At 65.2% G+C, this 25,476-nt stretch carries 21 protein-coding genes; 11 read left to right on the forward strand and 10 right to left on the reverse strand.

The annotated features are described in order from the left end of the window. Positions 1-232 precede the first annotated feature (232 nt). Positions 233-2,857, forward strand: a complete 2,625-nt coding sequence (locus J0H39_19120; protein ID MBN9498870.1) for a molybdopterin-dependent oxidoreductase — start codon at positions 233-235, stop codon at positions 2,855-2,857. Here J0H39_19120 and J0H39_19125 read toward each other — a convergent pair. The 7 genes from J0H39_19125 to J0H39_19155 are packed head-to-tail and all read right to left on the reverse strand — an operon-like array spanning position 2,854 to position 11,394. Next, a complete protein-coding gene (locus J0H39_19125; protein ID MBN9498871.1) occupies positions 2,854-4,209 on the reverse strand; it encodes a Rieske 2Fe-2S domain-containing protein in 1,356 nt (451 codons plus the stop codon). The genes J0H39_19120 and J0H39_19125 overlap by 4 nt on opposite strands. Next, on the reverse strand, positions 4,206-5,111 hold the full coding sequence (locus J0H39_19130; protein MBN9498872.1) for a polysaccharide deacetylase family protein: 906 nt from the start codon (positions 5,109-5,111) through the stop codon (positions 4,206-4,208). Before J0H39_19130 ends, J0H39_19125 begins: the two co-directional genes overlap by 4 nt. Next, positions 5,108-5,575 carry an ureidoglycolate lyase gene (locus tag J0H39_19135; protein MBN9498873.1) on the reverse strand — a complete coding sequence of 156 codons (468 nt, stop codon included), beginning with the start codon at positions 5,573-5,575 and terminating at the stop codon, positions 5,108-5,110. Before J0H39_19135 ends, J0H39_19130 begins: the two co-directional genes overlap by 4 nt. Next, positions 5,572-6,945 (reverse strand): MmgE/PrpD family protein, encoded by a 1,374-nt coding sequence (locus J0H39_19140; protein MBN9498874.1) that lies wholly within the window; start codon positions 6,943-6,945, stop codon positions 5,572-5,574. Before J0H39_19140 ends, J0H39_19135 begins: the two co-directional genes overlap by 4 nt. Then, on the reverse strand, positions 6,942-7,943 hold the full coding sequence (locus J0H39_19145) for an isopenicillin N synthase family oxygenase (GenBank protein MBN9498875.1): 1,002 nt from the start codon (positions 7,941-7,943) through the stop codon (positions 6,942-6,944). Before J0H39_19145 ends, J0H39_19140 begins: the two co-directional genes overlap by 4 nt. Positions 7,944-7,957: 14 nt before the next feature. Beyond that, a complete protein-coding gene (locus tag J0H39_19150) occupies positions 7,958-9,022 on the reverse strand; it encodes an ABC transporter ATP-binding protein (protein ID MBN9498876.1) in 1,065 nt (354 codons plus the stop codon). Beyond that, entirely contained in the window at positions 9,022-11,394 is a 2,373-nt protein-coding gene (locus tag J0H39_19155; GenBank protein MBN9498877.1) for a xanthine dehydrogenase family protein molybdopterin-binding subunit, read from the reverse strand. Before J0H39_19155 ends, J0H39_19150 begins: the two co-directional genes overlap by 1 nt. Before the next feature lie 168 nt (positions 11,395-11,562). On the opposite strand from J0H39_19155, the gene J0H39_19160 reads away from it, so the two are divergent. Further along, positions 11,563-12,588: a succinylglutamate desuccinylase/aspartoacylase family protein gene (locus tag J0H39_19160; protein MBN9498878.1), complete on the forward strand. Its 1,026-nt coding sequence runs from the start codon at positions 11,563-11,565 to the stop codon at positions 12,586-12,588. Here the strand turns inward: J0H39_19160 and J0H39_19165 are convergent. Further along, entirely contained in the window at positions 12,585-14,132 is a 1,548-nt protein-coding gene (locus tag J0H39_19165; GenBank protein MBN9498879.1) for an ABC transporter substrate-binding protein, read from the reverse strand. The genes J0H39_19160 and J0H39_19165 overlap by 4 nt on opposite strands. Before the next feature lie 273 nt (positions 14,133-14,405). Here J0H39_19165 and J0H39_19170 point away from each other — a divergent pair, with 273 nt between their 5' ends. Genes J0H39_19170 through J0H39_19195 form a run of 6 tightly spaced genes read left to right on the forward strand, consistent with a single transcriptional unit; the run spans position 14,406 to position 19,644 of the window. Further along, positions 14,406-15,209, forward strand: coding sequence for an amino acid ABC transporter permease (locus tag J0H39_19170; GenBank protein ID MBN9498880.1), 804 nt, complete (start codon positions 14,406-14,408; stop codon positions 15,207-15,209). Between the two features lie 34 nt (positions 15,210-15,243). Next, positions 15,244-16,077: a transporter substrate-binding domain-containing protein gene (locus tag J0H39_19175; GenBank protein MBN9498881.1), complete on the forward strand. Its 834-nt coding sequence runs from the start codon at positions 15,244-15,246 to the stop codon at positions 16,075-16,077. 17 nt (positions 16,078-16,094) lie between these two features. Next, on the forward strand, positions 16,095-16,985 hold the full coding sequence (locus tag J0H39_19180) for an amino acid ABC transporter permease (protein ID MBN9498882.1): 891 nt from the start codon (positions 16,095-16,097) through the stop codon (positions 16,983-16,985). After that, on the forward strand, positions 16,982-18,229 hold the full coding sequence (locus J0H39_19185) for an FAD-binding oxidoreductase (protein ID MBN9498883.1): 1,248 nt from the start codon (positions 16,982-16,984) through the stop codon (positions 18,227-18,229). The genes J0H39_19180 and J0H39_19185 overlap by 4 nt, the downstream gene beginning before the upstream one ends. Positions 18,230-18,247: 18 nt before the next feature. Continuing rightward, entirely contained in the window at positions 18,248-18,856 is a 609-nt protein-coding gene (locus J0H39_19190) for a peroxidase-related enzyme (protein ID MBN9498884.1), read from the forward strand. A gap of 14 nt (positions 18,857-18,870) precedes the next feature. Then, complete coding sequence (locus tag J0H39_19195; GenBank protein MBN9498885.1) at positions 18,871-19,644, forward strand: creatininase family protein; 774 nt, start codon at positions 18,871-18,873, stop codon at positions 19,642-19,644. Here J0H39_19195 and J0H39_19200 read toward each other — a convergent pair. Together J0H39_19200 and J0H39_19205 are read right to left on the reverse strand one after the other, a co-directional pair. Then, entirely contained in the window at positions 19,641-20,375 is a 735-nt protein-coding gene (locus J0H39_19200) for an amino acid ABC transporter permease (protein ID MBN9498886.1), read from the reverse strand. The genes J0H39_19195 and J0H39_19200 overlap by 4 nt on opposite strands. A 32-nt stretch (positions 20,376-20,407) precedes the next feature. Beyond that, positions 20,408-21,232, reverse strand: coding sequence for a transporter substrate-binding domain-containing protein (locus tag J0H39_19205; protein MBN9498887.1), 825 nt, complete (start codon positions 21,230-21,232; stop codon positions 20,408-20,410). 159 nt (positions 21,233-21,391) lie between these two features. Between J0H39_19205 and J0H39_19210 the strand changes: the two genes are divergently transcribed. The 3 genes from J0H39_19210 to J0H39_19220 are packed head-to-tail and all read left to right on the forward strand — an operon-like array spanning position 21,392 to position 25,475. Then, positions 21,392-22,639, forward strand: coding sequence for an FAD-dependent oxidoreductase (locus tag J0H39_19210; GenBank protein ID MBN9498888.1), 1,248 nt, complete (start codon positions 21,392-21,394; stop codon positions 22,637-22,639). 2 nt (positions 22,640-22,641) lie between these two features. After that, positions 22,642-22,842 (forward strand): sarcosine oxidase subunit delta, encoded by a 201-nt coding sequence (locus J0H39_19215; GenBank protein MBN9498889.1) that lies wholly within the window; start codon positions 22,642-22,644, stop codon positions 22,840-22,842. Further along, positions 22,839-25,475 carry a (2Fe-2S)-binding protein gene (locus J0H39_19220; protein ID MBN9498890.1) on the forward strand — a complete coding sequence of 879 codons (2,637 nt, stop codon included), beginning with the start codon at positions 22,839-22,841 and terminating at the stop codon, positions 25,473-25,475. Before J0H39_19215 ends, J0H39_19220 begins: the two co-directional genes overlap by 4 nt. Position 25,476: the final 1 nt, after the last annotated feature.

Below are 25,476 nucleotides of genomic sequence, written 5' to 3' on the forward strand. Positions count from 1 at the left end.
ATGGCGTCCGCGCCCTTCATCAGTCGATCGATCTGGTCACCGAGTTGAAGCCCTTCATCGACAAGGCGCTGGCGGAGAAGACCGACCAAGTTTTGAACCAGATGACCACGCCGGCGAAGTCGTGGACCATGCAGCTACTGTATCTGGAGCCGCACGAGGTCCATCCGCCGCATGCCCATCACAACTTGATCTCCACCCAGGTCGTGCTGCACGGCAATGTCTACGCCCGCGAATGGGACCGCGTCGCGCGTCTTGGGCCGGACACGATCCTGCTGCGCACGCGCACCGATCGCTGGTTTGGCGTCGGCGATCGCTTCGAAACGACCGAGGTTTCCAAGAACGCGCATTGGTTCTGCGCCGACGACAAGCCCGCCGTGATGCTGAATTTCTACATCCTGGGTTTCCAGGATTGGACTTTCGATCCGCCGGGTACACGTGGACGGCGGATGCTCGACCCGACTTTCGGCGTCCAAGGCGACGGCATGATCGTCGCCAAGGAATTGACGCTGGAGGAAGGCTATCTGCGCTTCGGCGATCTGCCGATCGACAAGGTTCCGCTGCCGCGCCGCGCCGTCGCGTGACGCTGACCTCGACGCATTGGGGCGTCTATCGGACCCGTACAGGGGACGATGGCGTGCCGGCGCTGACCCCGTTCGAGCGCGACCGTAACCCGTCGTCCATCGGCCTCGGCATGGTCGAGGCCGCCATGGGGCCGGCGCGGGTACGCCGGCCGGCGATCCGTAAAGGCTGGCTCAAGCACGGGCCCGCGAGCCGCGACGGACGCGGCGCCGAACCCTTCGTCGAAGTGCCGTGGGACGAAGCGCTCGATATCGTCGCAGACACGCTACGCGCGACGATCGCCAAGTACGGCAACGGCGCGATCTATGGCGGCTCCTATGGCTGGTCGAGCGCAGGGCGTTTCCATCACGCCCAAAGCCAGATCCATCGGTTCCTCAATACGCTCGGCGGCTACGTCGCGCATCGTGACAGCTACAGCCTGGGGGCGGGGCGCGTAATTCTGCCGCGTATCCTGGCGCCGCTGGGTGCTTTGAACCGCGACGCGTCCGCCTGGGCCGGGCTCGACGGCAATTGCCGGTTGTTCGTCGCTTTCGGCGGCTTGCCGATCAAGAATGCGCAGGTCAATTCCGGTGGGGTCGGCGATCACGATGCGGCCGATTGGATCGCGCGCCTGGCGCGATCCGGCACGAAGTTCGTCAACATCTCGCCGTTGCGCGGTGATCTTTCCGCCGCCGCCGCCGAATGGCTTCCCTTGCGCCCCGGCAGCGACACGGCGGTGATGCTCGCTTTGGCGTACGAAATCGTCGCGGCCGGGAAGCACGACGCGGCATTCCTCGCCACGCATTGCGCAGGGGCCGAGCGCTATCTCGCCTATCTGCGCGGCGAGACCGACGGCGTGCCGAAATGCGCGGAATGGGCGGCGGCGATTTCCGAAATTCCAGCCGCGCGCATTCGCACATTGGCGCTGGAGATGGCGGCGACGCGCACGATGATCGCGGCGAGTTGGTCGTTGCAGCGCGCCTGGAACGGCGAGCAACCCTATTGGGCCGCGATCTGCCTTGCGGCCGTGCTGGGACAAATCGGGTTGCAGGGCGGCGGGATCGGCTTCGGCTACGCCGCGATCAACGGTGTGGGCCATCGCTCGACCGGTTTCGCCGGCCCGACCTTGCCGCAAGGCAAGAACGCGATCGACGATTTCATTCCCGTCGCGCGCATCGCCGACATGCTGCTCGATCCCGGCGGCGAATACGATTATGACGGCGCGCGCCGGCGCTATCCCGACATCAAGCTCGTCTATTGGGCGGGCGGAAATGTTTTCCACCATCATCAGGACATCAATCGCCTGATCGCGGCGTGGCGCCGGCCCGAAACGACGATCGTGCACGAGCAATTTTGGACGGCGCATGCGCGCCATTGCGATATCGTGCTGCCCGCGACCGTGCCACTGGAGCGCGACGATATCGGCGGCGCCAACGACGATTCCTATCTGATCGCGATGAAGCGCGCGATGGCGCCGGCGGGCGAAGCGCGCGACGATTACGCGATCTTCGCCGATCTGGCGGCGCGGCTGGGCACGGCCGACGCGTTCACCGAAGGCCGCGACGCGGGCGCATGGCTGCGCCATCTCTATGCCGAATGCCGCGCCGTACATCCGTATTTGCCGGCGTTCGACGAATTCTGGAAAACCGATTTCGTCGAGTTGCCGCCGCGCTCGCCCCAGCGCACGATGTTCGACGCGTTCCGCGCCGATCCCGTCGGCGCCAAGCTCGCCACGCCGTCGGGAAAGATCGAACTCTATTCCGAGACCATCGCCGGTTACGGCTACGCCGATTTTCCCGGCCATCCGCATTGGCGCGCGCCGGAAGAATGGCTCGGCGCCGCGTCGACCTATCCGTTGCACATGTTGTCGAATCAACCCGCGACGCGGCTGCACAGCCAATACGATCCGGGCGGCGTCAGCCGCGCTGCCAAGATTTCGGGCCGCGAACCGATTTCGATATCACCGGCGGATGCGGCCGCGCGCGGTATCGTTGCGGGCGATATCGTGCGCGTGTTCAATGCGCGCGGAAGCTTTTTGGCGGGTGCCCGGATCGACGACGGTTTGCGGCCGGGCGTCGTCGTGATCGCGACCGGCGCTTGGTACGATCCGCTGGAACGTGGGGTCATTGGCACGCTCGATGTGCACGGCAACCCCAACGTCGCGACCGCAGACCGGCCGGCGTCGCGCCTGTCGCAAGGCTGCGCCGCGCAGACTGCCTTGGTCGAGGTCGAAAAATACGAAGGCGCGGTCCCGCCGGTCCGCGCCTTCGATCCGCCCGACTTTGCGTCGCGCGATTAGGTTTTCGAGTCCGGGAAAGCCTCGCCCAACGCCGCCTTGATTTTGGCGCTGCGTTCCTCGCCCAGTAGATGGTCGTGGGCGAAGTAGATTTCGGCGACCTGCTTTTGCAACAACTTCATCAGGCCTTCGTCGTCGTTCGACTTTGCCACACGCAGCACCGTATCGCCGCCATAGGTCGGGAAGGGGTTCTGCGCCGTGCCGGCGATTTGCGCGATCTTCTCGCCGCGCGCGACGGTACGGATGTCGCGGCGCAGCTTTCGGCGCAGCATCGCGATGCCCTCGTCGGTCTTGCCGAGATACTCGCGCGAATGGATCGCGATCGGGCCTTGGCTGACCCACACGTCCCAATCGCCGGGATCGCTTTGGCGCTTTTCCATCGAGCGATGCGCGGTCTGGCCGTAGAAATCGACCTTCTCCCAGCCCACATCGTCGCGATTGCCCAGGCGCAGCACTTCGTCCTTGTTGTTGAAGTGGCGCCAGCCGAATTTCCGGCTGTTGGTGTTGTCGATCGGCACGACCCATTTCGTCAGACTGGTACGGCCGAAGAAGCGTGGCGCCTCGAATTTCTGGAACATGCCGCCGTTCTGGGCGAGGTTCGGCATCAGATAATCGTGGAAGCGCAGCATCACCAGATCGCCCACGCGCCGCGCATGGCTGTAGACGATGGCGCCGTCGCGCTGCACGTAGTTTACGACCGGCAATTCGACGAAATGTTCGAGGCCGGGGAATTGCGGGCCGTTGACGCGCCCGTGCAGGAACACCGAATGGAACGGATCGATCGCGTTCTCGGTTTCCTGCAGCCAGTTGCACGGCGAATGGATCGAGTAGGGGATCAACTCGTGATCGGGCAGATCGAATGAATCCAAATACGGGAACTCCGGCACCTGATCGGGCGGGCCCATATAGGCGAAGATCAGTCCCTTCACTTCGCGCGTCGGATAGGCGGGCTGACTGATCGAATTGCAGATATTGCTGGTCGGCGGTTCGCCCGGCGTTTCCAGGATCGTGCCGTCGACGTCGAAATGCCAGCCGTGATAGCAGCAGCGAATGCCGCGCTGTTCGATGCGCCCGAATTCGAGCGACGCGCGCCGATGCGCGCACGCCTTATGGACGAGGCCCACACGGCCTTCGCCGTCGCGGAACACGACCAGATCTTCGCCCAGAATACGGATCGGCACGGGGAACTTGCCGAGCTGCGAGGCGAGCGCCACGGGGAACCAGAAGCGGCGATGATATTCGCCGCCCGGCGTGCCGGCGTCGACCTGCGTCAATTCGAGATCGGGCTCGGCCGGCAAGCGGACATCGTAACCACGATAGGGGCCGCGCGCCCAACGGGTTTCTTCGGTGCTCATGAATTGGCTCCTGACGCCGGATGCTTGGCGATCCAATGCTTGGCGATATCGATGCGGCGGCAGAACCAGACATGGTCGTGGCCGCGCGCGTAGTCGAGGAAACGGCGGAAGGCTTCGGCGCGGCCCGGCCGCCCGGCCAAGCGGAAATGCACGCCGACCGACATCATCGCGTTGCCCTCGCGATAGAGGCAATCGAAGCTGTCCTTGAGATAGCTGAAGAACTCCTCGCCGTTGCCGAACCCCGCCGGGTTGGCGAACTTCGTGTCGTTGGTGTCGATCGAATAGGGAATCACGAGATGCGGCTTGCCGTATTCGCGGTTCCAATAGGGCAACTCGTCGGCGTAGGAATCGCTGTCGTAGACGAAGCCGCCGTCTTCGAGCAGCAGCTTGCGCGTGTTGACCGACGGGCCCGTGCGGCAATACCAGCCGAGCGGGCGTTCGCCGAACGAGGCTTTCAGCGACGCGACGGCGCGCTTGATATGCTCGCGCTCGGTCGCCTCATCGAGCAGCCAATGCTTGATCCAGCGCCAGCCATGGCTGCAAACGTCGTAGCCCGCCGCTTTGATCGCGGCGACGGCTTCCGGATTGCGTTCCAGCGCCAGCGCGCAGCCGAACACGGTCGCGGGCAGTTTGTATTCGTCGAGGATGCGCAGGATGCGCCAGAAGCCCACGCGGCTGCCGAACTCGTAGACCGATTCCGCGTTGAGGTCGCGCACACCGGGCGGCATCGACGGTGTGGCTTCCAGCAACTGCGTTTCCGAATTCGGATCGCCGTCGGGGATCGAGTATTCGGAGCCTTCTTCGTAATTGAGGACGATATTGATCGCGATACGTGCCTTGTTCGGCCATTGCGCGTCCGGCCGCTTATTTGCGTAGCCGATCAGATCGCGGGCATAGGTCATGGGAACACCACTTCGATCGCTTCGGCGAGTTTGCGTTCGTCGACATCGGCGCTGGTGCCATCGCGGCTGAGCAGCGAGGCGACCGACGATTCCTGCGCTACCGCCGCCACGCCCGCATGCCACACGCCCTTGTGATAGCCGAAGGCTTGGTTGGGGGAGGCAATGAAGGCGCGGCCATTGGCGAGGTCGGGCGTATCGCCGCCGGGAAACACGACCAGCGAGAGTTCGCCGCCGAGCGGAATGAAAAACTGCGAGCCGTGCAGATGCCGCTCGATATCGCGGATCGCGCGCGGGCCCTGGCGCGCGGGGCAGGAGATCAGCGTCGCGTTGACCTTCGCGTTCGGGCGATCGTCGCCGAAGGGGGCGAACGGGCCTTCGCGCAAACCGCCTTTCGGGATTTCGCGCACGAAGCCGAACGGCGCAAACGCCTCCGACGTCAATCGTTCGGCGACGAGGCGGATCACGCGGTCATCTCCATCAACGCGCGCGCATTCGGCAGGGCTTCGAGATTCTCGATCGTCGCGATAAGACGATCGATTTTCGCCGGCGGCAGCACGTCCTTCACCGTCTCGCGGAACTTGGCGACGACGCGCGCAGGTGTGAGCATCCGCGTGCCCGTGCCGTCAGCCTCCTCGACATAGGTCGAAAGTTTTCGCCCGTCGGCGAGCGCAATCTCGACCGTGCCGTCGAATTTGATGGCGCCGTCGATCTTCGCGGGCACATGAACGATCTTCTGCGCCAAGCCCAGGATATCGGCGCGCTTATAGGCCTCGCCTTCGTAATGCGCGTTGATCAACGCGCCGTCGGTCAGCGTCGCGGCGACCGCGTAGAACAGGCTGGCGCGCGCATGGGTGGACGTACGGGGGGCGAGCTTCGCCGCGCGTGGCTCGGCGATCTGGCCGATGAAACCCTCGGGCACAGTCAGCGTGACCGACGCGATATCGGCATTGGCGACTTTATGCGTGGCTTTGAGGCGTGCCGCTCCTTCGATGAAAGCGTGGATCGAATGGGCGCAGGGGTACAGCTTGTACGCCGTTTGCAAAGTCACCCAATGTTTGCCGAGATCGCGGATCGTCGTATCGAAATCGAACTTCGTGTCGGCGGGCAGCAGCGCATGGAACAAGCCGTAGCGGCCGTCGAACGCGGTCGCGGGGCCGGTGAAGCCGTTCTGCGCCAAGCGCGCGGCGATGATGCCGGCATGCGCCGCCCAGCCGGGATGGAAGGTCTTCGACCAGGTTCCGTCGGCATAGGCTTCGAGCACGCCGGAACCCTGGCTCGCCGTCACACCGAAGGCGCAGGCGATCTGTTCGGGCGTCAGGCCGAACAAGCGCCCGGCGGCGGCGGCGGCGGCGGGTGTGCCCAATACGCTGGTCGGGTGCAAACCCACGCCATGGAAGGCGCCCGGGGCGGCGAGGCCCAAGCGGCAGCCAAGTTCGTTGCCGATGGCGATGCCCACGATCATCTCGCGCCCGTTCGAGCCGGCGGCCTCGCCCGCCGCCAGTACCGCCGCGACCGTCGGCGCACTCGGGTGCATCACGGATTCGTTATGCGTGTCGTCGAAATCCATTGCATGGGCGAGCGTGCCGTTCACCAACGCGGCCGTCGCGGCGGAGAATTTCACGCCGCTTTCGCCCAAGGCCGTCGCTTCCGATCCGGTGCCGAGTGCGTGCGCGGCTTTGCGGATCGTCACGCCGATCGGCAGCGGGATCGCGGCGATGGCGATGCCCAGCGTGTCGAGCAGCCGGTATTTGCAATCGGCGACGACGGCGGCGGGCAAGTCTTCGAAGCGCAGCTTCGACGCCCACGCCGCCAGAACGGGACCGATCGGGTTCAACGCTTCACCATCTTCATGCGCATATGCTCGCCCGCCAGGATCGACGGGTATTTCGGCGGATTGCCGGGGCCGGTGCAGCTTTCGATGCACGTGATCTCGGCGTCGTAATTCGGATGGCAGAAGAAGGCGATCGATTGGCGCCGGCTCATCGCGGCCTTGAGGTCCGGCGGGTTCGCCACGCGATGTAGCGTCGAGCGCCAGCGATCGTTGGTCCAGCGCGCCATCATGTCGCCGAGATTGATGATCAGAGCGCCGGGGATCGGCTGCACGTCGCTCCACGTGCCGTCGGCGAGTTTCACCTGCAAGCCGCCGGGGCCGGCGGTCGGCAACAGGATCGTCAGGCTGCCGAAATCCGTATGTTCGCCGGTGCGCAACTGACCCGGCAAAGGCGGGGCTTCCAACGGCGGATAATGGTTCGAACCGAGCACGCTGAAATGATGGTCGATCTTGTCGCGGAAATAATTTTCCGGCAGATCGAGGCCGAGGGCGAAAATCCGCATCAGCGTATCAGCGAGGGTTTCGAACGCGCGATAAAGCTCGGTGAACACCGGCTTGTACTCGGCGGGCGTTTCCGGCCAGACATTGGGCGCGTAGCAGCCTTGCGCGGCTTCCACGTCCTTCAATGCGGGAACGATCGGTGCCAACGTGCCCAGCATGAACTGCTCGCGCAAATCTTTCGGCACGTTCAAATTCAGCGTGGCGCCGAGGCCCTTGGATTCCATCGCTGCATAGCCGCGCGGGGCGACTTCGCCGACCGGCTTCGACTTCATCTTGATTTCGGTCGGCTGGTCGAAGAAGTCGCGCGACACGGCGAAAGCCTTGTCGGTCAGCTTCGCGTCGATCCCGTGGCCGGAGACGCAGAAGAAGCCGACTTCCTCGCAGGCTTTGGCGACGGCGCGCGCCACACCCAACTTGTCGCTGCCGTCGATGAAGGGCGCGATATCGATGACCGGCACGCCGCGCGCGCGGGCATCCATTTTCTCAGCCGTCGCTCCCATGATCGTCTTCTCCTTCAGCGCGTCAGCAAAACGGAATGTTCGGGTTTCCACACGGCGCGCACCGCGGCCCCGGGTTCGACCGTGGGCGTGTTGGGATGCGCTTCGATGGCGATCGGCTTCGCGGTCCCTGCGTCGATCTCCAACCGGATGCGGTTGCCGGCGAACATCCGGCTTTTGACGATCCCCGCGATGGCGTTGTGGCCCGCGGGCACCGGAACGCCCGCACCGATCAGCGACATTTGCTCCGGCCGCACGCCGATCGAAACGGTGCCCGAAGCGCCCGTGTCGGGTACGCGCAAAATCGTGCCCGCGACCGTCACGGCCAGCAGGCCGTTCTCGGTGCCGTGCGCGGCCCCGTCGAGCAGATTGATCTGCCCGACGAAGTCCGCGACGAAGCGCGTGGCGGGGCGTTCGTAGATTTCGCTCGCCGTGCCCATCTGTTCGATGATGCCGTCGTTCATCACCGCGATGCGATCCGACATGCTCATCGCTTCGGTCTGGTCGTGCGTCACGTAGACGGTCGTGATCTTCAACGTGCGATGGATGGCGCTGATCTCGTTCTGCATCGCCTCGCGAAGTTTGAGGTCGAGCGCACCGAGCGGCTCGTCCATCAGCAGCACGCGCGGCGAATGCGCCACCGCGCGCGCGACGGCCACGCGCTGCTGCTGTCCGCCGGACAATTGCGTGGGATAGCGGTTTTCGACGCTCGGCAGGCGGATAAGCTCGAGAAGCTCCTTCACGCGCTTGGCGATATCGGCTTTTGGCAGGCCACGCTCGGCGAGCGCGAAGCCGATATTGTCGCCGATGGTCATATGCGGAAACAGCGCGTAGTCCTGGAAGACCATGCCGATCTCGCGCTTCTGGGGCGGTAAGTCGGTCACGTCGTCGCCGCCGAACAGGATGCGGCCCGTGCTCGGCTCGATGAAGCCCGCGATCAAACGCAATGTCGTCGTCTTGCCGCAGCCAGAGGGCCCGAGCAGCGTCAGGAACTCGCCTTGCGGTATCTCCAAGTCGATCGGGCGCAAGGCGGTGACGCCCGCGTAGGTCTTCGATACGCCATTGAGCGATACGCTGGACATCAATTCGAACCTTTGGTTTGCCGCGCGTCGTCGATCGCCTTCCACACGCGATAGGGGGTCGCCGGCATGTCGATATGTTTGACGCCGAGCGGTGCGAGCGCATCCAGCACGGCCGAGATCACGACCGGCGGGGCGCCGATGCAGCCCGCTTCCGCGCAGCCTTTCAGACCCAGCGGGTTGTTTTTGCACGGGTCGGGATTGCGCGCGAGATCGAAGAACGGCAGATCGCCCGCGCGCGGCATCGCGTAATCCATGAACGAGCCGGTCAGCGGCTGGCCGGTCGTTTCGTCATGGACGAAATGTTCGAGCAGCGCTTGGCCGATCCCTTGCGCCAGCGCACCATGCATCTGGCCGTCGACCAGCAGCGGATTGATCTCGTTGCCGAAATCGTCGACGCAGGAATAGCGCGTCACGGCGACTTCGCCGGTATCGGGATCGATCTCGACCTCGCAGGCATGGCAGCCATTGGGGAAGGTCGGCTCGACCGGTTGGAACGTGCCTTGCGCGGAAAGATCGGCGCCGAGCCCGCCGGGCAGACGCTGGCCCGTCTCGCGGCGTTCGTGGAATGCTTTGGCGACGCGCGGCACGTCGATCACGCGATCCGTGCCCGCGATGCGGAAGCCCGCGTCGCGGAATTCGATATCGACGGCTGCGGCTTCCAGAAGTTCGGCGGCCAAGGGCGTGAGACCCTCGACGACCTTGTCGATCGCGCGTTGTAAAGCCGATCCGCCGACGGGCAGCGAGCGCGAGCCGAACGTGCCCACGCCGCGCGCCACGACATCGGTGTCGCCTTGATGGATGCGGATGCGCGCGGGATCGAGACCTAGCCGATCCGCGACGATCTGCGTATAGGCGGTTACGTGCCCCTGGCCTTGGGTCATCGTGCCGAGCAGCACGTCGGCGCCGCCCTCGGCATCGAGGATCACGGTCGCGGCTTCTTCCGCACCGCCCGCCGCGCGCTCGATATAGCAGCCGAGGCCGAGGCCGCGAAGTCTGCCGCGCGTTTCGCTTTCCTTGCGGCGTGCGGCAAAGCCCGCGACATCGGCGAAGGCGACCAGCTTGTCGATCGTCCCCTTGAAATCGCCGCTGTCGTAGAGCGTACCCATCGGCGTGCGATAAGGCAGGGCGGCGAAGGGCACGACATTGCGCCGGCGGATTTCGTCGGGGCCGATCCCGAATTCGCGCGCGGCTTTGTCGAGCGCGCGTTCGATCGCGTAGATCGACTCAGGGCGGCCCGCACCGCGATAGGCGTCGACCGGTGCCGTGTTCGTGAAACGCGCGCGCGAGGTGATGTGGGCGGCGGGTGTGGCGTAGACGCCGATCATGCCGACCAAGCCGATATTGGCGGGCACGGGCCCGAAATAGGAAAGATAGGCGCCGAGATTGGCGCTGACGGCGGCGCGCAAAGCCAGGATCTTCGCGTCCTTGTCGAACGCGACGGCGATGCGCGTGCGCATGTCGCGCCCGCCGGTGTCGGACAGGAACGCCTCGCTACGCGTCGATATCCAGCGCACTTTGCGGCCGAGTTTCTTCGCCGCCCATACGGCCAGGCCCTGTTCGCGCATCACCGTCGCTTTCAGGCCGAAGCCGCCGCCGGTGTCGGGGGCGATCACGCGCAATTGCTTCTCGGGCCAGCCGAACACGTCGGCGGTCAACACGCGGCGCACCAGATGCGGCGCTTGCGTGCCGGTGCGCAACGTCACGCGTTCGCCATCGGGTTCGCCCTGCGCGTTGCGCGGTTCGAGCGGCACGCCGGCGAGGCGTTGGTTGATGACTTCCAATTCGACGATCTTATGCGCGACGGCGAAGGCCGCATCCACGGCGGCCGCGTCGCCCAACGCGATCTCGTAGCCGGGCAGGGCGGCCGCGTCGTCCGGCGACAACACGGGCGTCAGTTCTTCGTAGTCGATCGCCAACGCTTCGACCGCTTCCATCGCGATCGTTTCGGTTTCAGCGACCACGAAAGCGACGGGATCGCCGACATGGCGCACCGTGTCGCGCGCCAGCAACTCGAAAGGCGGCGGCGCGATCTTCACCGGCGTGCCGTCGATCTTGACGGCGGAGAGGGCGGGGATCGGCTTGATGCCGTCGGCGTCGAGATCGGCGGCGGTGAGGATCAGCGCCACACCGGGGATGGCGCGCGCGGCCGTCGCGTCGATCCGCGCGATCTTGGCATGCGCGTAGGGCGAACGCGCGATCACGCCGCGCAGCGTATCCGCCGACGGCAGATCGTCGAGATAGGCGCCTTTGCCTGCGAGCAGCCGCGCATCCTCCAACCGGCGGCGCGCGGTGCCGACGGCGAGGCGGTTTTCGGGCGTGGCGGGACCGCTATCCAATTCGGGAAGGCTCCAAATCGCGTCGTGGATGAACATACATGTGCGTGCACTCCGCGTGCCAAAGTATAGGCGCTTGGATCGGCGGCGGCGCAAGCCGGTTTGGGTTCATCCAAGGATCAAGCAAACTCATGGCGCCGCACGCAAAAAAGACTGAACGGCCGGCTTACGAAATGTCATCGTAGGCGCCTCGACGGGGAGGGGTGAATGACCCAGGCGCGCACGCGGTTGACGACGGATATCGACTACGCCGGCAAGGGCAAGCAGCTCGGCTTTCTGCGCCTCGTCCATTCGGACGATCGCTACGCCTTCGGTATTCTCCCCATTCCGTTGGCGGTGATTGCCAATGGCGAAGGCCCGACGATGCTGCTGACATCGGGCACGCATGGCGACGAATACGAAGGTCAGATCCTGTTGCACGATCTGATCCGCAATCTCGACCCTGCGCGCATCACGGGCCGGTTGATCGTGCTGCCCGCGTTGAATTTCCCGGCCGTGATGGCGGCCTCGCGCGTCTCGCCGCTCGATCAAGGCAATCTCAACCGCGCCTTTCCGGGCGAGGCCGACGGCGGGCCGACCTCGGCGATCGCGCATTACCTGACCAGCGTCGTCCTGCCGATGACGAACGCCGCCGCCGATCTGCATTCGGGCGGCACGACGGGTATGTATGTGCCCAGCGTCTACCTGCACGGCGGCGGCGATGCGGCGTTGCGCAAGCGCAAGCTCGACGGCGCGCGCGCTTTCGGCTTGCCTTACACGGTTTGCGCGATGGCGACGTCGGATAGCCGGTCGATGTCCGCGCAATGCGACCGGATGGGCATTCCGATGGTCGCAACCGAATTCCCGGGCGCGGCGTCGATCGATATCGACGCCCTCGCCATCGGCCGCGAAGGCCTGATGCGCCTGCTGCATCACTTCGGCGTGCTGAAGGAAGCGCCGCCGCGCGCGCGTTTCCACGACACGAAGCTGATCACACCGACGGGGGCGGGATCGCTGGTCATGGCCCCGCTCGACGGTTTGTTCGAGCCTTTGGTGGGCTTGGGCGCGCGCGTGACGAAAGGCCAGCCCGTGGCGCGCATCCATCCGATCGGCGAAATCGAGCGCGCGGCGGCCGAACTGACCGCCCCGCATGACGGGCTGATCATGGTCCGCCGCGCCAACACGCTGGTCACGCGCGGCGATTACGTTTATCGCCTCGCGCGCGATTTCAGCGAGGCGGAATATCTCGCCTAACGCGGCACCACGCTTTCGGCCACGGTCGCTTCGTCGCGGCGCGGCACGTAGCGCAGATCCTTGCGCGTCGCCCAGTAATTCACTTGGTAATGCGACGGCAGGATCACGTTCGCCGCCGCCGCGCGGCGCGTGACTTCGGCGAGCATTTGGCCGCGCTTGACTTGATCGAGTTCCACGTCGGCGTCGTCGAGCAGCTTGTCGGATACCGGATCGATCCAGCTGCCGTAGTTGTTGGCGGCGGTCGAATGGAACGTCTCGCGCATCACCAGCAGCGGATCGGTCGAGGTGTGGCCCCAGCCGACGATCAGGAACGAGAATTCCTTGTTCCGCGCCTGATTGAAATACGTGCCGATATGGGTGGGCTGCACGCTCGCTTCGATCCCGATCCGCGCCAGCATCTGCGCGATCGTCTGCGCTTGGCGCGTGTCGTTGAGATAGCGCCCGTTGGTCGTGTGGATCGCGAGGCGGAAACCGTTCGCGACGCCCGCCGCCGCCATAAGCGCGCGCGCTTTGGCGAGATCGGAGGCGGGATTCTTGAGATCGCCAAGGAAGCCCGGATGGCCTTCGAGCGGGATCTGGCTCGCCTCGACGGCCGCCCCTTCCATCAACCGCGAAACGATCGCCGGGCGATCGACCGCCAGCGCCATCGCTTCGCGCACGCGCGGATCGCGCATCGGATTGGCGATCGCGCCGCCATCCTTGCCCGTGACGAAGGGCGAGGTTTCGCGCGCCACGTCCATCGCCCAAAAGATCACGCGGTTCGACAGCCCGTTGGACAGCGCCACGCGTTCCTCGCGTTGCAGCTTTTCGATATCGCCGGGCGGCACGTCGTTGATCACGTCGACCGCACCGGTCAGCAATGCGGCAAGGCGCGCGGCCGGACTGCGCAGCAAGCGCAGAGTCACGCGATCCCAACGCGGCTTGCCGTCCGCCCAGGCGGGATTGGCCTCGAGCGTTACGCGCTCGCCCGGCACGAACTCGACGAAGCGATACGGACCGGTGCCATTCGCCGACTTGCCGGTGGCGAAGCTTTGCGTCGTCGCGTCCATGCCGATGCGCCGATCGACGATCGCGATCTGGGCGAGATTGGCGGGCAGCAACAGGCCGGGCCGCTTGGTGCGCACGCGCAAGGTCAGATCGTCGACGACCTCGACCGCATCGACGTTGCGCAAGTTCCGGCTATAGGTCGAGGGCGCGCCGGGAACGTTGGGGGCGCGTTCGATCGAGAATTTCACGTCATGCGCGGTCAACGGCGCGCCGTCGTGGAACTTCAATCCCGGGCGGAGCTTGAACTCCCAAAGATTCGGCGGTTCGACGATGCGCCAGGATTGGGCGATGCCGGGCAGGATCTCCTCGTTCGGCCCGACGCGCGCCAGCGTGTCGAAGATATGCAGCATCAACTCGAAGTTCGGGCCGATGGCTTGGGCGTGCGGATCGACATAGGTCGCCTCCGCCGCCATGCCCATGCGCAGTTCGGCCGCGTCGGCGATCGGCGCGCAGAAACCCGCAGCCAGGATTACCGCCGAGAGAAATCGTGCCTTCATCGCCGTCGCCTCCGTTCAAATGCTTTTAATCGCTGCAGGAGTTTATTTGGCTTGCACAGCATGTGCCGTTGCCGTCACACGGGCAAGCGCGATACGGCGCGCCATGAGGGGCGGCGATGACCGCATGAGCCGGTTTTGTGGCGAGAGAATTGCTGGGAAAACCCGCGCGAAGCGGTTGCCGGAAAGGCGTTTTAGTTTCACTGTGATGGCTGTCGGGGGGCGCGATTTGAGCGGCACGGAACAAACGGCCGGACGGAACAGCGAGGCGGCGCGATGAGCGGGGCCATCGCCAAGCCGCGCGACGCGTTCCCGTGGCGGCGCGTGGGCGAGACGGCGCAGTTCCTGTTGTTCGCCGCTTTCGTGCTGTGGGTCGCGGTGCGCGGCGCCCAAAGCATGGGCTATAATTGGCAGTGGTCGCGCGTTCCCCGCTATCTCTATCGCGAAATCGACGGCGAGATCTGGCTCGGCCCCTTGCTGAAGGGGATGATCGTCACGCTGCAGATCAGTGCTTTGGCACTGCTGCTGACCGTCGTCATCGGCTTGATCGTCGCGGTGTTGCGCCGTTCGAACTCGATCGCCGGCGAAGGCCTGTCGCGAGTCTATATCGAAGCGATCCGCAACACGCCGCTGCTGGTGCAGCTCTACATCTTCTATTTCATCCTGTCGCCGATCCTGGGCATCGATCGCTACTGGACGGGCGTGCTGTGTCTCGCCGTGTTCGAAGGCGCCTTCGCCGCGGAGATCTTCCGCGCCGGCATCGAAGCCGTCGCCAAGGGGCAATGGGAAGCCGCGCGCGCGATGGGCTTACGCCCCGCGCAGATCTATCGCTTCGTCGTGCTGCCCCAAGCATTGCGCATCGTGCTGCCGCCGCTGACGGGGCTTGGCGTCTCGCTCGTGAAGCATTCGGCGATCGTGTCGGTCATCGCGGTGTTCGACCTGACCAACGAAGGGCGCAACGTCATCGCCGATACGTTCATGACGTTCGAAATCTGGCTGGTCGTCGCCGGTCTTTATCTCGCCGTCACCGTCGCGATGTCGCAGGCGGTGCGGATTCTCGAAGCCCGTCTCAAAAGTTGAGACGGAAAACCATGTCCCACAAAAGGAGGGGAGCATGTTCGGATTGAGGAAATTGGCCCTGACGGCGATCGCCGTCGCGGCGGTGATGGCGCCGGTGGCGTCCAAAGCGCAGGACGCGCGCGCGGCGTTGTCCGCGACCAGCGCCATCGAGGAGATCAAGAAGCGCGGCGCGCTGCGCGTCGGCCTCTCGACCTTCGTGCCGTGGGCGTTCCGTTCGAAATCGGGCGATCTGATCGGCTACGAAGTCGATGTCTCCAAGAAGCTGGCCGAGGATATGGGCGTGAAGCTCGAACTCGTGCCGACCGCGTGGGACGGCATCATCCCCGCGCTGATCGCCGGCCAGTTCGATTTCATCATCGGCGGCATGACGATCACCCCGGCGCGCAACCTGACCGTCAACTTCACGTCGCCCTATTCGGCGACGGGCGTGGACGTCGTCGCCAGTAAGAAGCTGGCCGACGGCTTCAAGACGATCGCCGATTTCAACAAGCCGAACGTCACGCTGTCGGCCCGCCGCGGCACCTCGGCCGCGACGACCGCGCAGCGCCTGTTCCCGAACGCGACCTTGCGTCTGTTCGATGACGACGCGCCGGCGCTGCTCGAAGTCACGAACGATCGCGCGCATGCCTGGATCAGCACCGTGCCGAAGCCGGCCTTCGCCGTGCTCGACAATCCGAACGCGCTGTTCCGTCCCTTCGCCGAGCCGCTGGTCGGCCAGGCCGACGCGATGGCCGTGCGCAAGGGCGATCCGGACTCGCTCAACTTCCTCAACAACTGGATCCAAAGCCGGACGATCGATGGCTGGCTCGCCGAACGTCAGGCCTATTGGTTCAAGGCGCGCGATTGGCGCGACCAGCAGGCCCAGTGAGTTCGAATACCGCCACCATGGCGCCGCCGGTCGAAAACCGGCGGCGCTTTCGTCTTCTCGACGCGGTCATTCTGGCCGTGGTGGCGGCCGCGTGCGCCTATCTGATTTGGCGCGCGAACACGGTCCTTAACTACAATTGGAATTGGTCGCGGGTCTGGCCCTTCATCCTGCGCTACGACGAAGCGAAGGAAGCTTGGGTCCCCAATCTGATCCTGATCGGCCTATGGACGACCATCCGTATCGCCATCTGGTCGGCGATCGGGGCGGCGATCATCGGCGCGGTGATGGGCCTTGCGCGCATCTCGCAATCGCTGTTCTTCCGGCTGGTCGCCGGATCCTATGTCGAGCTGGTGCGCAATATGCCCCCACTCGTGTTCGTCTTCGTCGTCTATTTCTTCCTGACCAGCCAGATCGTCCCGCTGATCGGCATCGACGTGGCGTTGCGCAACGCGTCGCCCGCCACGATCGCGACGATCGAAATGCTGTTCGGTCCCGCGCGATTGCTGCCGGCCATCCTGTCGGCGATCCTGTGCATGGCGCTGTTCGAAGGCGCCTACGTCACCGAGATCGTGCGCGGCGGCGTGCAATCGATCGAACGCGGTCAATGGGACGCGGCCAAGGCCATGGCGTTGACGCGCGTGCAAACGCTGCGCCTCGTCGTGCTGCCGCAGGCGATCCAGCGCACGCTGCCCCCTCTCGCGGGGCAGTTCATCTCGCTGGTCAAGGACACGTCGATCGTGTCGCTGATCTCGATCCAGGATCTGACGTTCCTGGGCAACGAAGTCGCGGCGACGACCACGCGCCTGTTCGAAACTTGGATCATCATCGCGGTGCTCTATTTCCTGCTGTGCTGGTCGCTGTCGCTGGCCTTTGCGCGGCTGGAAACGCGGATGGGCAAGCACCGATGAGCGCAGGCAGGGCGGCGATCGCGGTCGCCGGCGGCGGCGTGGTCGGGCTTTCCTGCGCCTTCGCCCTGGCCGCGCGCGGGCACGAGGTCGCACTGTTCGACCCAACGCCGGGGCGCGGCACCTCCTGGGGCAATGCGGGCGGGATCACGCCGGGCTGGGTGTCGCCGTTGGCAACTTGGTCCACATTGCGCGCCGTGCCGTCGATGCTGACCGATCCTTTGTCGCCGCTGGCGATCCGCCCCGGCTATCTGCCCGCCTTGTTGCCCTGGCTGCTGCGCTTCGCGATGTCGGCGCGGCGCGCGGAAGATATGTCGAAGGCGCTGGCGGCGCTGACGTTGACCTCGATGGCCGATTGGCGCGAATTCGCGGCCGAGGCACAGGTCGATCACCTGATCCGCGCCCAAGGCCTGCTTTACGTTTATACGAGCCAAGCGAGCCGGGACGGGGCTGAAGCCGCGCACGCGTTTCGCCGCCGGCGTGGCGTGACGCTGGAGGAATTCGACGCGGCTTCGTTGCGCCGCTTTGCGCCGATGCTGTCGGAAAGCTACCGTCACGCGGTCTACGCGCCCGGCGCCGGGCACTTCGCCGATCCGGGTGCGCTGTGCGACGGGCTCGCTGCCGCGTTCCTGGCCAAAGGCGGGCGGATCGAGCGTGCGAAGATCGTCGACGTGGCGCCGATCAGCAACGGGATCGCGCTGGTGACCGAAAACGGCCTGTTCCACGCCAAACAATTCGTGCTGGCGCTGGGTGCGCATTCGCAAACCCTGGCGACCAAGCTGGGGGCCCGCGTGCCGCTGGATGTCGAACGCGGCTATCACGCGCATTTGCCGTCGCCGGGCGTCGAACTGCCAGCACAGATGATCGACGGGGAGGGCAAATACGCCGTCACCTCGATGAACACGGGGCTTCGCCTGGCGGGCACGGTCGAGTTCGCGGGGCTCGATGCCGCGCCCGATATGCGCCGCGCCGAAAGGCTGATCGGCAATGCCAAAGCATTGTTGCCGGGCTTGAACGCGAACGATGCGACCTATTGGATGGGCTTTCGCCCGTCTTTGCCCGATGGCTTGCCCGTGCTGGGCCGATCGCCCGCCAGCCCCAAGGCGATCTTCGCTTTCGGGCATGCGCATCTGGGCACGACGCTGGCCGCGATCACCGCGAAGATCGTGGCGGCTTTGATCGAAGATCGCGATCCCGGACTCGATTTGCGGCCTTATGATCCGCTGCGATTCCGGCACTGGTTCTAACAAACGACGGAGTGGACGATGACGGCGTGGATCCAAATGCTGCAATACGACGAGTCGACCGGCTATCTGCGCGAGCTCTACGACCGCGTGAAGGGCCCGGGCGGCAAGATCGACAACGTGATGAAGGTCCACTCGCTGCGCCCGCACACGATGGAAGGGCATAGCGCGCTGTACAAAAGCGTGTTGCACCATACGGGCAACACGCTGCCGGTCTGGTTCCTCGAGTGCCTCGGCGTCTATACGAGCCTCGCCAATAAATGCGATTACTCGGTCGCACATCACTTCGCCGGATTGACGCGTCTGTTGAAGGACGAGGCGAAGGCGCAGAAGATCTATAAAGCCTTCGTCGCCGTGCAGCCGGAGAAGATGTTCGACGGTAAGGAACTGGCGCTGTTGCGCTATGTGCGCAAACTGACGCTCGAACCGCAGACCATGGCCGAGAGCGATATCGTCGCGGCGCGCACCGCCGGGGCGAGCGACGCCGAGATTTTCGAGGCCAATCAGGTTTGCGCCTATTTCAATTATTCCAATCGCCTGCTCAACGGTTTGGGCGTGACCACGCAAGGCGACGTACTTGGCTTTTCGCCGCCCAACACCGACAAGCTCGACGATTGGGAGCATGTTTGAGGTAGACTGACGGAATGCGCCTCGAACTCCAGACATGGCACAAGGTGCGGGACTATCTGTCCCGCTCGAAGGGCATCGTGGTGCCGATCGGTTCGACCGAGCAGCACGGGCCCGAAGGCTTGATCGGTACCGACCATCTGTGCCCTGAAGCGATCGCCCGCAAGATGGGTGCCGATAGGGGCGTGCTGGTGGCGCCGACGATCCAGGTGGGAATGTCGCAATTCCATCTCGACTTTCCGGGATCGATGTCGCTGCGCCCTTCGACCTTGATGGCCGTGGTGCGCGACTACATTGCCTCGCTGTCGCGCACGGGGTTCGAGCGCATCTATTTCCTGAACGGCCATGGCGGCAACGTGGCGCCGGTGCGCGCCGCGTTTCAAGAATTCTTCGCTGAGTTGTCTATGACCGGCCGCGACAAGGATGTGCGGGTGCGCTGCAAGCTGAAAAGCTGGTGGGAGCTGCCGCGCGTCGATGCGCGCCGCAAGGCGCTTTACGGGGCGAGCGAAGGCTTCCACGGCACGCCGTCGGAAATCGCGATCACCCAGGCCGCGTGGCCCGAGGCGATCCAGGAATTCCAATTGCCGCCGCCGCCCTCGCATGGGCGCAACGATCTGCTGGAACATGCGGGCGACAATTACTACGAGGCGGCCGATTATCGCCGCCGCTTCCCCGACGGCCGCGTGATCTCCGATTCCGCGTTGGCCACGCGCGCGGCGGGCGAGGAATTCATCGCCCTGGGGGCCGAAGATCTGTTCGAGGAATTCGAGCGCTTCCGCAATTCCGATTAGCGCGTTTCGGCGGCCATCCGCGCTTCCAAGCGCCGCACCAGCCACGACACGACCAGGATCAGCACGAGATACTCGAGTACCAGCATCGTGTAGATCTCGAGCGGCCGGTACTCGATCAGCACCAATTCCTGCGCGCGCCGTGTGAGTTCCTGGAACCCGACGACGGAGATGAGCGAGCTCATCTTCAGCACATAGACGAATTGGTTGCCCAGCGCCGGCAGGATCTTGCGGATCGCCTGCGGCAGCACGATTAAGCGCATCGTCTGCCAGCGCGAAAGGCCGACGCTGAACGCGGCTTCCGTCTGGCCCTTGGGTACCGATTGGATGCCGGCGCGGAAAATCTCCGCCTCGAACGCCGAGTCCGAAATCGCCAGCGTGGCGATGCCCGCGACGATCACCGAAAACTGGATGCCCGCCACGACCGGCAGGCCGTAATAGACCCAGAGCAGCAGCACCAGGATCGGCACGGCGCGGAAGGCTTCGACATAGCCGCGATTGAACAGGCGCAGCGCCCGGTGCCGCGACATGCCGGCGATGGCCAAAGCCGCCCCCAGCACGACCGAAATGACGATCGCGACGAGCGATATCCCGATCGTGGCGATCAGGCCTTCGGCGAGGAAGGCGATATTCTTGAGGCCGCGCGGATCGAACGGCGAAACGACGTACCAGCCCCAGTTATAGGAATTCTGCGCGCAGCCCGAAAGAGAAAGCGCCGCGGCCGAAACCGCCAGCGCTTTCCCCCAACTCGGATTTTGATTGGAGCTTAGGCCTTGGGCAGCCACTTGTTCTCCAGCCTTTCGAAGAAACCTTCGCGCATCTTCAGCGTGACCCAGGTGTTGACGTAGTTCAGCCAAATGGGATCGTCCTGCGCCATCATGAACGCGGCGGGACGGCGGTTGCGCGGCTCGACGCTGGCGGGCAGCAGGGTCAGCGCGTCGAAGCGGCGGATCAGCGACGAGGCTTCGACGTTGCTGGTGAGTGTCAAATCCGCGCGGCCGGCCAGCACTTCCTGGAAGCCGGTCGCCGGGGCCTGAACCGAGACGAGGCGCGCCTTGGGGAAATGCGCCTTGGCTTGGTCTTCGAACGCGGTGCCCATCGAGATGGCGACGCGCACGCCTTCGGCGTTGATCGATTCCCAGGTGCTGAACTTGGCGGCGGCCGATTTCGCGACGACCGGGATCGAGCTGAACTCGAAATAGGGCAGGGTGAACGCCGCACCGCGCGCGCGCGGCATGGTGACCGACGCGCCCGAGAAGATGTCGAAGCGGTTGGCGCCGATGCCGGCGACGATCTGCGCCCACTCGGTCTGCACCCATTCGACGCGCACGCCGCTATCGGTCGCGAGCTGGGTCATCGCTTCGACGTCGAAGCCCTGATACGAGTTCGTCGACGTGTCGCGGAAGCTCATCGGGTTGAAGTCGCCGGTCGTACCGACGCGCATCGTGCCGCGCTCCAGGATCTGGTGCAGGCGGGACTTACCGCCCGCGGCGGCGGGGGCTTGGGCCTGGGCCTGCTGACCGGCGACGGTCAAGGCGGCGGCACCGACGACGCCCGTGCCGAGCACGCGGGCGAGATCGCGGCGATTCATCGTTTTTCTCCTCTTTTGATTGGCGACGGAAACCTCGAGGCGAGAGTAGACGGCATACGCGGCGCGTCAAGGTATTCGGTGCGTGTCATGAGTCGCGGTCATCGCGCGATGAGAACGGCCGTATGGCGATACGCCGCCCGCTTGTGCACACTGACCGGCATGGGCGCTTATTCCTTCGCCGATCTATTGCGACACGCGTTCCGGGGGCCGGGCTCCGCCGAGCGCGCTTGGCAGGAACGGCCGTTGAAGGACCGTTACGACGCGATCATCGTCGGGGCGGGCGGGCATGGCCTCGCCACCGCCTATAACCTCGCCGCGCGACATGGTCTGCGCGACGTGCTGGTGCTGGACAAAGGCTGGCTCGGCGGCGGCAATACGGGGCGCAACACCGTTACGATCCGCGCAAATTATCTGCGCGAGGAATCGATCCGCTTTCATGCCGAAGGCTTGAAGCTGTGGCGCGAGCTTTCGGGCGTGCTCGGCTACAACGTGATGTTTTCCGAGCGCGGTCAGCTCGACCTGATCCAAACCTGGGCGAAATTGCGCGACGTAAAGCGCCGCCAATCGACGCTGCGTCTGGCGGGCGTGCCGTTCGATATCGTGTCGCCCGCCGAAGCCAAGCGGCGCGTGCCCATCCTCGATCTCGACGGCGAGAAGCGCTTGCCGGTTCTCGCCGCGACCTGGCATCCGACCGCGGGGATCGCGCGCCACGACGCCGTCGCCTGGGGCTACGCGCGCGCGGCGAGCGCGCTGGGCGTCAATATCGTCCAGAACTGCGAAGTGCGCTCGATCGCGCGCATGGGCGGCAAGGTTTCGGGCGTGGAAACGGCGCGCGGCTTCATCGCGGCCGATAAAGTGGCGCTGGCCGTGTCGGGCCATGCAAGCGTGCTGGCCGCGACGGCGGGCTTGCGCTTGCCCATCGAGACCGTGCCGTTACAGGCGTTCGTGTCCGAGCCGTTGAAGCCGATCCTATCCTGCATCGTCAACTCGCCCGCGCAGGTCTATCTCTGCCAAAGCGACAAGGGCGAATTGGTGATCGGCGGCGGGTCGGACCCCGTACCGTCTTACGTACAGCGCGGCGATTTCACGACGATCGAACGCGTGACCGCGCATCTGATCGAGTTGTTTCCGATCCTGGGCCGCGTGCGCATGTTGCGCCAATGGGCGGGCGCGATCGATCTGTGCCACGACACGTCGCCCATCGTGTCGAAAACGCCGATCGACGGGCTTTATCTCGATATCGGCTGGGGCTCGGGCGGGTTCAAGGCGATCCCGACGGCGGGCCGCGAGTTCGCCGATTTGATCGCCAAAGATACGCCCAGCGATCTGATCGGCGGTTTCACCTTGTCGCGGTTCGATCGCGGAAGGCCGCTTTACGAAACCGCCGGCGCCTCGAACAGGGACTGACGATCATGCGCCTGGTCCCTTGTCCGAATTGCGGCCCGCGCGAACAAGCGGAGTTCGTGTGCCTAGGCGAAACCACGCCCCGCGAGATCTATTTACGCGACAACACGAAGGGGCCGGTGGAGGAACTCTGGTGGCATAAACATGGCTGCCGCCATTGGCTGAAGCTCGCGCGCAACACCGCGACCAACGAGTTCGCGTCATGAGCGGTTATCGCCTCAAACCGATTCCGCCGGGCGAAGTAGTCGAGTTCGAATTCGGCGGCCGCCCGTTAAACGGGCGTCGCGGCGAGCCGCTGGCGGCCGCGTTGCTCGCATCCGGTGTTCAAATCGTCGCGCGGAGTTTCAAATATCATCGGCCGCGCGGCATCGTCGGTTACGGCCGCCACGAGCCCAACGCCCATGTCGGCACAGCGAAGGGCAACGCGCTGGCGACGAGTTTGCGCGTCGAAGCCGGGCTTGAAGTCTGGCCGTTGAATTGCTGGCCGTCGGTCGATTTCGATTTTGGCGCATTGGCCGATCGCTTCGGCGCGCTGCTGCCGGCGGGGTTCTACTACAAGACCTTTATGGGGCCGGGCGGGCGGTTCTGGCCGATTTTCGAGCCGATGATCCAGCGCATGGCCGGGATCGGCAAGCTGCCGATCGACACAACGCCGATGCGCGTCGAGAAGCGCTACGCCCATTGCGAAACGCTGGTCGTCGGCGGCGGGATCGCGGGCCAGCAAGCTGCGCGCGAAGCGGCGCAAGCGGGAGGGCGCGTCTGGCTGATCGACGACGGCGACGTGCCCGAGATTTCGGGCGTCACCGTGCTGCGCAATACGCTGGTGATCGCGCGCCACGAGGGCGGGTTGTTCGTCGCGGTCGAGCGCAACCCGAACGCCGCGATCGAGGCGCGGACCTGGAAGATCCGCGCCGCGAAAGCGATCCTCGCGACCGGCACGGTCGAACGGCCGATGATCTTCCGCGACAACGATCGGCCGGGGGTGATGCTGCTCTCCGCCGTACGGCGCTACGCGCGCGACCACGGCGTGGCGGCGGGGAATTCCGTCGTCGTGTTTACCAACAACAATAGCGGCCATCGCCACGCGCGCGAGTTGACCGAAATGGGCATCGCCGTGCCGGCGGTGATCGATCTGCGCGACGGCGAAGCAGTCGTCGCCGCGCTCGGTTGTCCCGTAAGAGGTGCACGTGTCGCGAAGCTCGACGGATCGGGCGCGCGCGATATTGACTGCGACGTGATCGCGATGGCGGGCGGGTTCACGCCGCTTGTTCATCTGCACAGCCACGCGGGCGGCAAATTGCGCTATGCGCGCGAATTCGCGGCGTTCTTGCCCGACGGCGCGCATGATGGCGCGGAAACGCGCATCGACTTGCCGCAGGATCATCTGCTGGCGCGCTGGGAAGCGCCCGAGGCGGGCGGCAAGGCTTTCGTCGATTTCGGCGCCGACGTTACCGCCGCCGATGCGCGCCTCGCCGCGCGCGAAGGCTATGACGGCGTCGAGCTGTTGAAGCGCTACACCACATTGGGCATGGCGCCGGACCAGGGGCGCCTGTCGAACATGAACGCGCTCGACATTCTGGCGCGCGAGAAGGGTGTGACGCCCGATCTGGTCGGCACCACGACCTTCCGCCCGCCTTTCGTGCCGACCGAGTTCGCGGCCTTGGCCGAGCCCGTGGGCAAGCTGCTGAAGCCGTCGCGGACGACCACGCTGACCGCGTGGCACACGCAGGCGGGTGCCGTGATGTATGAAAGCGGCGCCAATTGGCGCCGGCCCGGCTATTACCCGCAGAACGGCGAAAATCTCGACGCCGCGTGCGCGCGCGAATGCTTCGCCGTACGCAATGCGGTCGGCGTCTACGATTCCTCGCCGCTCGGCAAGTTCGAGGTGATCGGCCCCGACGCCGCCGCGTTCCTCGATTTCGTCTATGCGACGCGGCTATCGGATTTGGCGCCGGGGCGCGGGCGCTATGCGCTCCAGCTTCACGAAGACGGCCGCCTGTTCGATGACGGGATCGTGTTCCGCCTGTCGCCCGAACGCTATTTCGTCACCACCACGACCGGCAATGCCGATGCGTGTTTGCAGCGCTTCGAATATTGCCGCCAAATCCTGCGCCCCGATTTGCAGGTACATGTCGTGCCGGTGACCGAACAATGGGCCGATATCGTCGTCTGCGGTCCGCAGGCGCGCGCGGCTTTGGCGAAGGCGGGGATCGCGCCGCCGCGCGACCTCGGCTTTATGGGGATGGCGGAAATCGAGCTGTTCGGCCGGCGCTGCTTGATCGCGCGCGCGGGCTTCACCGGCGAATTGTCGTTCGAGATCTTGCTGCCGAATTCGGCAGCCCCCGCCTTGTGGGATCGGATGATCGCAGTGGGGGCCGTGCCGGTGGGGTCGGAGGCCAATCACGTGCTGCGCATCGAGAAAGGCTTCATCTCGGTCGGCCACGAAGGCGACGGGATCGCCGGGCCCGACGACCTGGGCCTTGGCTTTGCCGTTCACGCCGCCAAGCCGGACTTCATCGGCAAGGCGGCATTGTTACGCGACCGCGCGGATACGGCGCCGCGCCCGCAGCTGGTCGGGCTGCTGTCGCGCGATCCGGATTTCGTGTTGCCCGAAGGGGCGGCGATCCTGCGCGACGGCGGCGAGGCCAGGGGGCGGGGCTATGTCACCGCGTCGTGCCATAGCGGCGCGTTGGGCCGGTCGCTCGCGATGGGATTGCTCGAGAACGGCCGCGCATTGATGGGCCAAACCGTTTCGGTGTCGCTGCCGGGCGGCGATGCGGGGGCGATTGTGGTCAAACCCGCTTTCTATGACCTCAGCGGAGGGCGCCAGCGTGTCTGAG

This window comes from Alphaproteobacteria bacterium (assembly GCA_017308135.1).
Taxonomy (GTDB): Bacteria; Pseudomonadota; Alphaproteobacteria; order CACIAM-22H2; family CACIAM-22H2; genus Tagaea.

Coding starts and splice junctions, on each gene's coding strand:
- J0H39_19120 (MBN9498870.1), top strand. CDS start 233: ATGGGACCGCGTCGCGCGTCTTGGGCCGGACACGATCCTGCTGCGCAC.
- J0H39_19125 (MBN9498871.1), bottom strand. CDS start 4,209: ATGAGCACCGAAGAAACCCGTTGGGCGCGCGGCCCCTATCGTGGTTAC.
- J0H39_19150 (MBN9498876.1), bottom strand. CDS start 9,022: ATGTCCAGCGTATCGCTCAATGGCGTATCGAAGACCTACGCGGGCGTC.
- J0H39_19175 (MBN9498881.1), top strand. CDS start 15,244: ATGTTCGGATTGAGGAAATTGGCCCTGACGGCGATCGCCGTCGCGGCG.
- J0H39_19155 (MBN9498877.1), bottom strand. CDS start 11,394: ATGTTCATCCACGACGCGATTTGGAGCCTTCCCGAATTGGATAGCGGT.
- J0H39_19160 (MBN9498878.1), top strand. CDS start 11,563: ATGACCCAGGCGCGCACGCGGTTGACGACGGATATCGACTACGCCGGC.
- J0H39_19205 (MBN9498887.1), bottom strand. CDS start 21,232: ATGAATCGCCGCGATCTCGCCCGCGTGCTCGGCACGGGCGTCGTCGGT.
- J0H39_19185 (MBN9498883.1), top strand. CDS start 16,982: ATGAGCGCAGGCAGGGCGGCGATCGCGGTCGCCGGCGGCGGCGTGGTC.
- J0H39_19145 (MBN9498875.1), bottom strand. CDS start 7,943: ATGGGAGCGACGGCTGAGAAAATGGATGCCCGCGCGCGCGGCGTGCCG.
- J0H39_19170 (MBN9498880.1), top strand. CDS start 14,406: ATGAGCGGGGCCATCGCCAAGCCGCGCGACGCGTTCCCGTGGCGGCGC.
- J0H39_19210 (MBN9498888.1), top strand. CDS start 21,392: ATGGGCGCTTATTCCTTCGCCGATCTATTGCGACACGCGTTCCGGGGG.
- J0H39_19165 (MBN9498879.1), bottom strand. CDS start 14,132: ATGAAGGCACGATTTCTCTCGGCGGTAATCCTGGCTGCGGGTTTCTGC.
- J0H39_19130 (MBN9498872.1), bottom strand. CDS start 5,111: ATGACCTATGCCCGCGATCTGATCGGCTACGCAAATAAGCGGCCGGAC.
- J0H39_19220 (MBN9498890.1), top strand. CDS start 22,839: ATGAGCGGTTATCGCCTCAAACCGATTCCGCCGGGCGAAGTAGTCGAG.
- J0H39_19190 (MBN9498884.1), top strand. CDS start 18,248: ATGACGGCGTGGATCCAAATGCTGCAATACGACGAGTCGACCGGCTAT.
- J0H39_19195 (MBN9498885.1), top strand. CDS start 18,871: ATGCGCCTCGAACTCCAGACATGGCACAAGGTGCGGGACTATCTGTCC.
- J0H39_19180 (MBN9498882.1), top strand. CDS start 16,095: ATGGCGCCGCCGGTCGAAAACCGGCGGCGCTTTCGTCTTCTCGACGCG.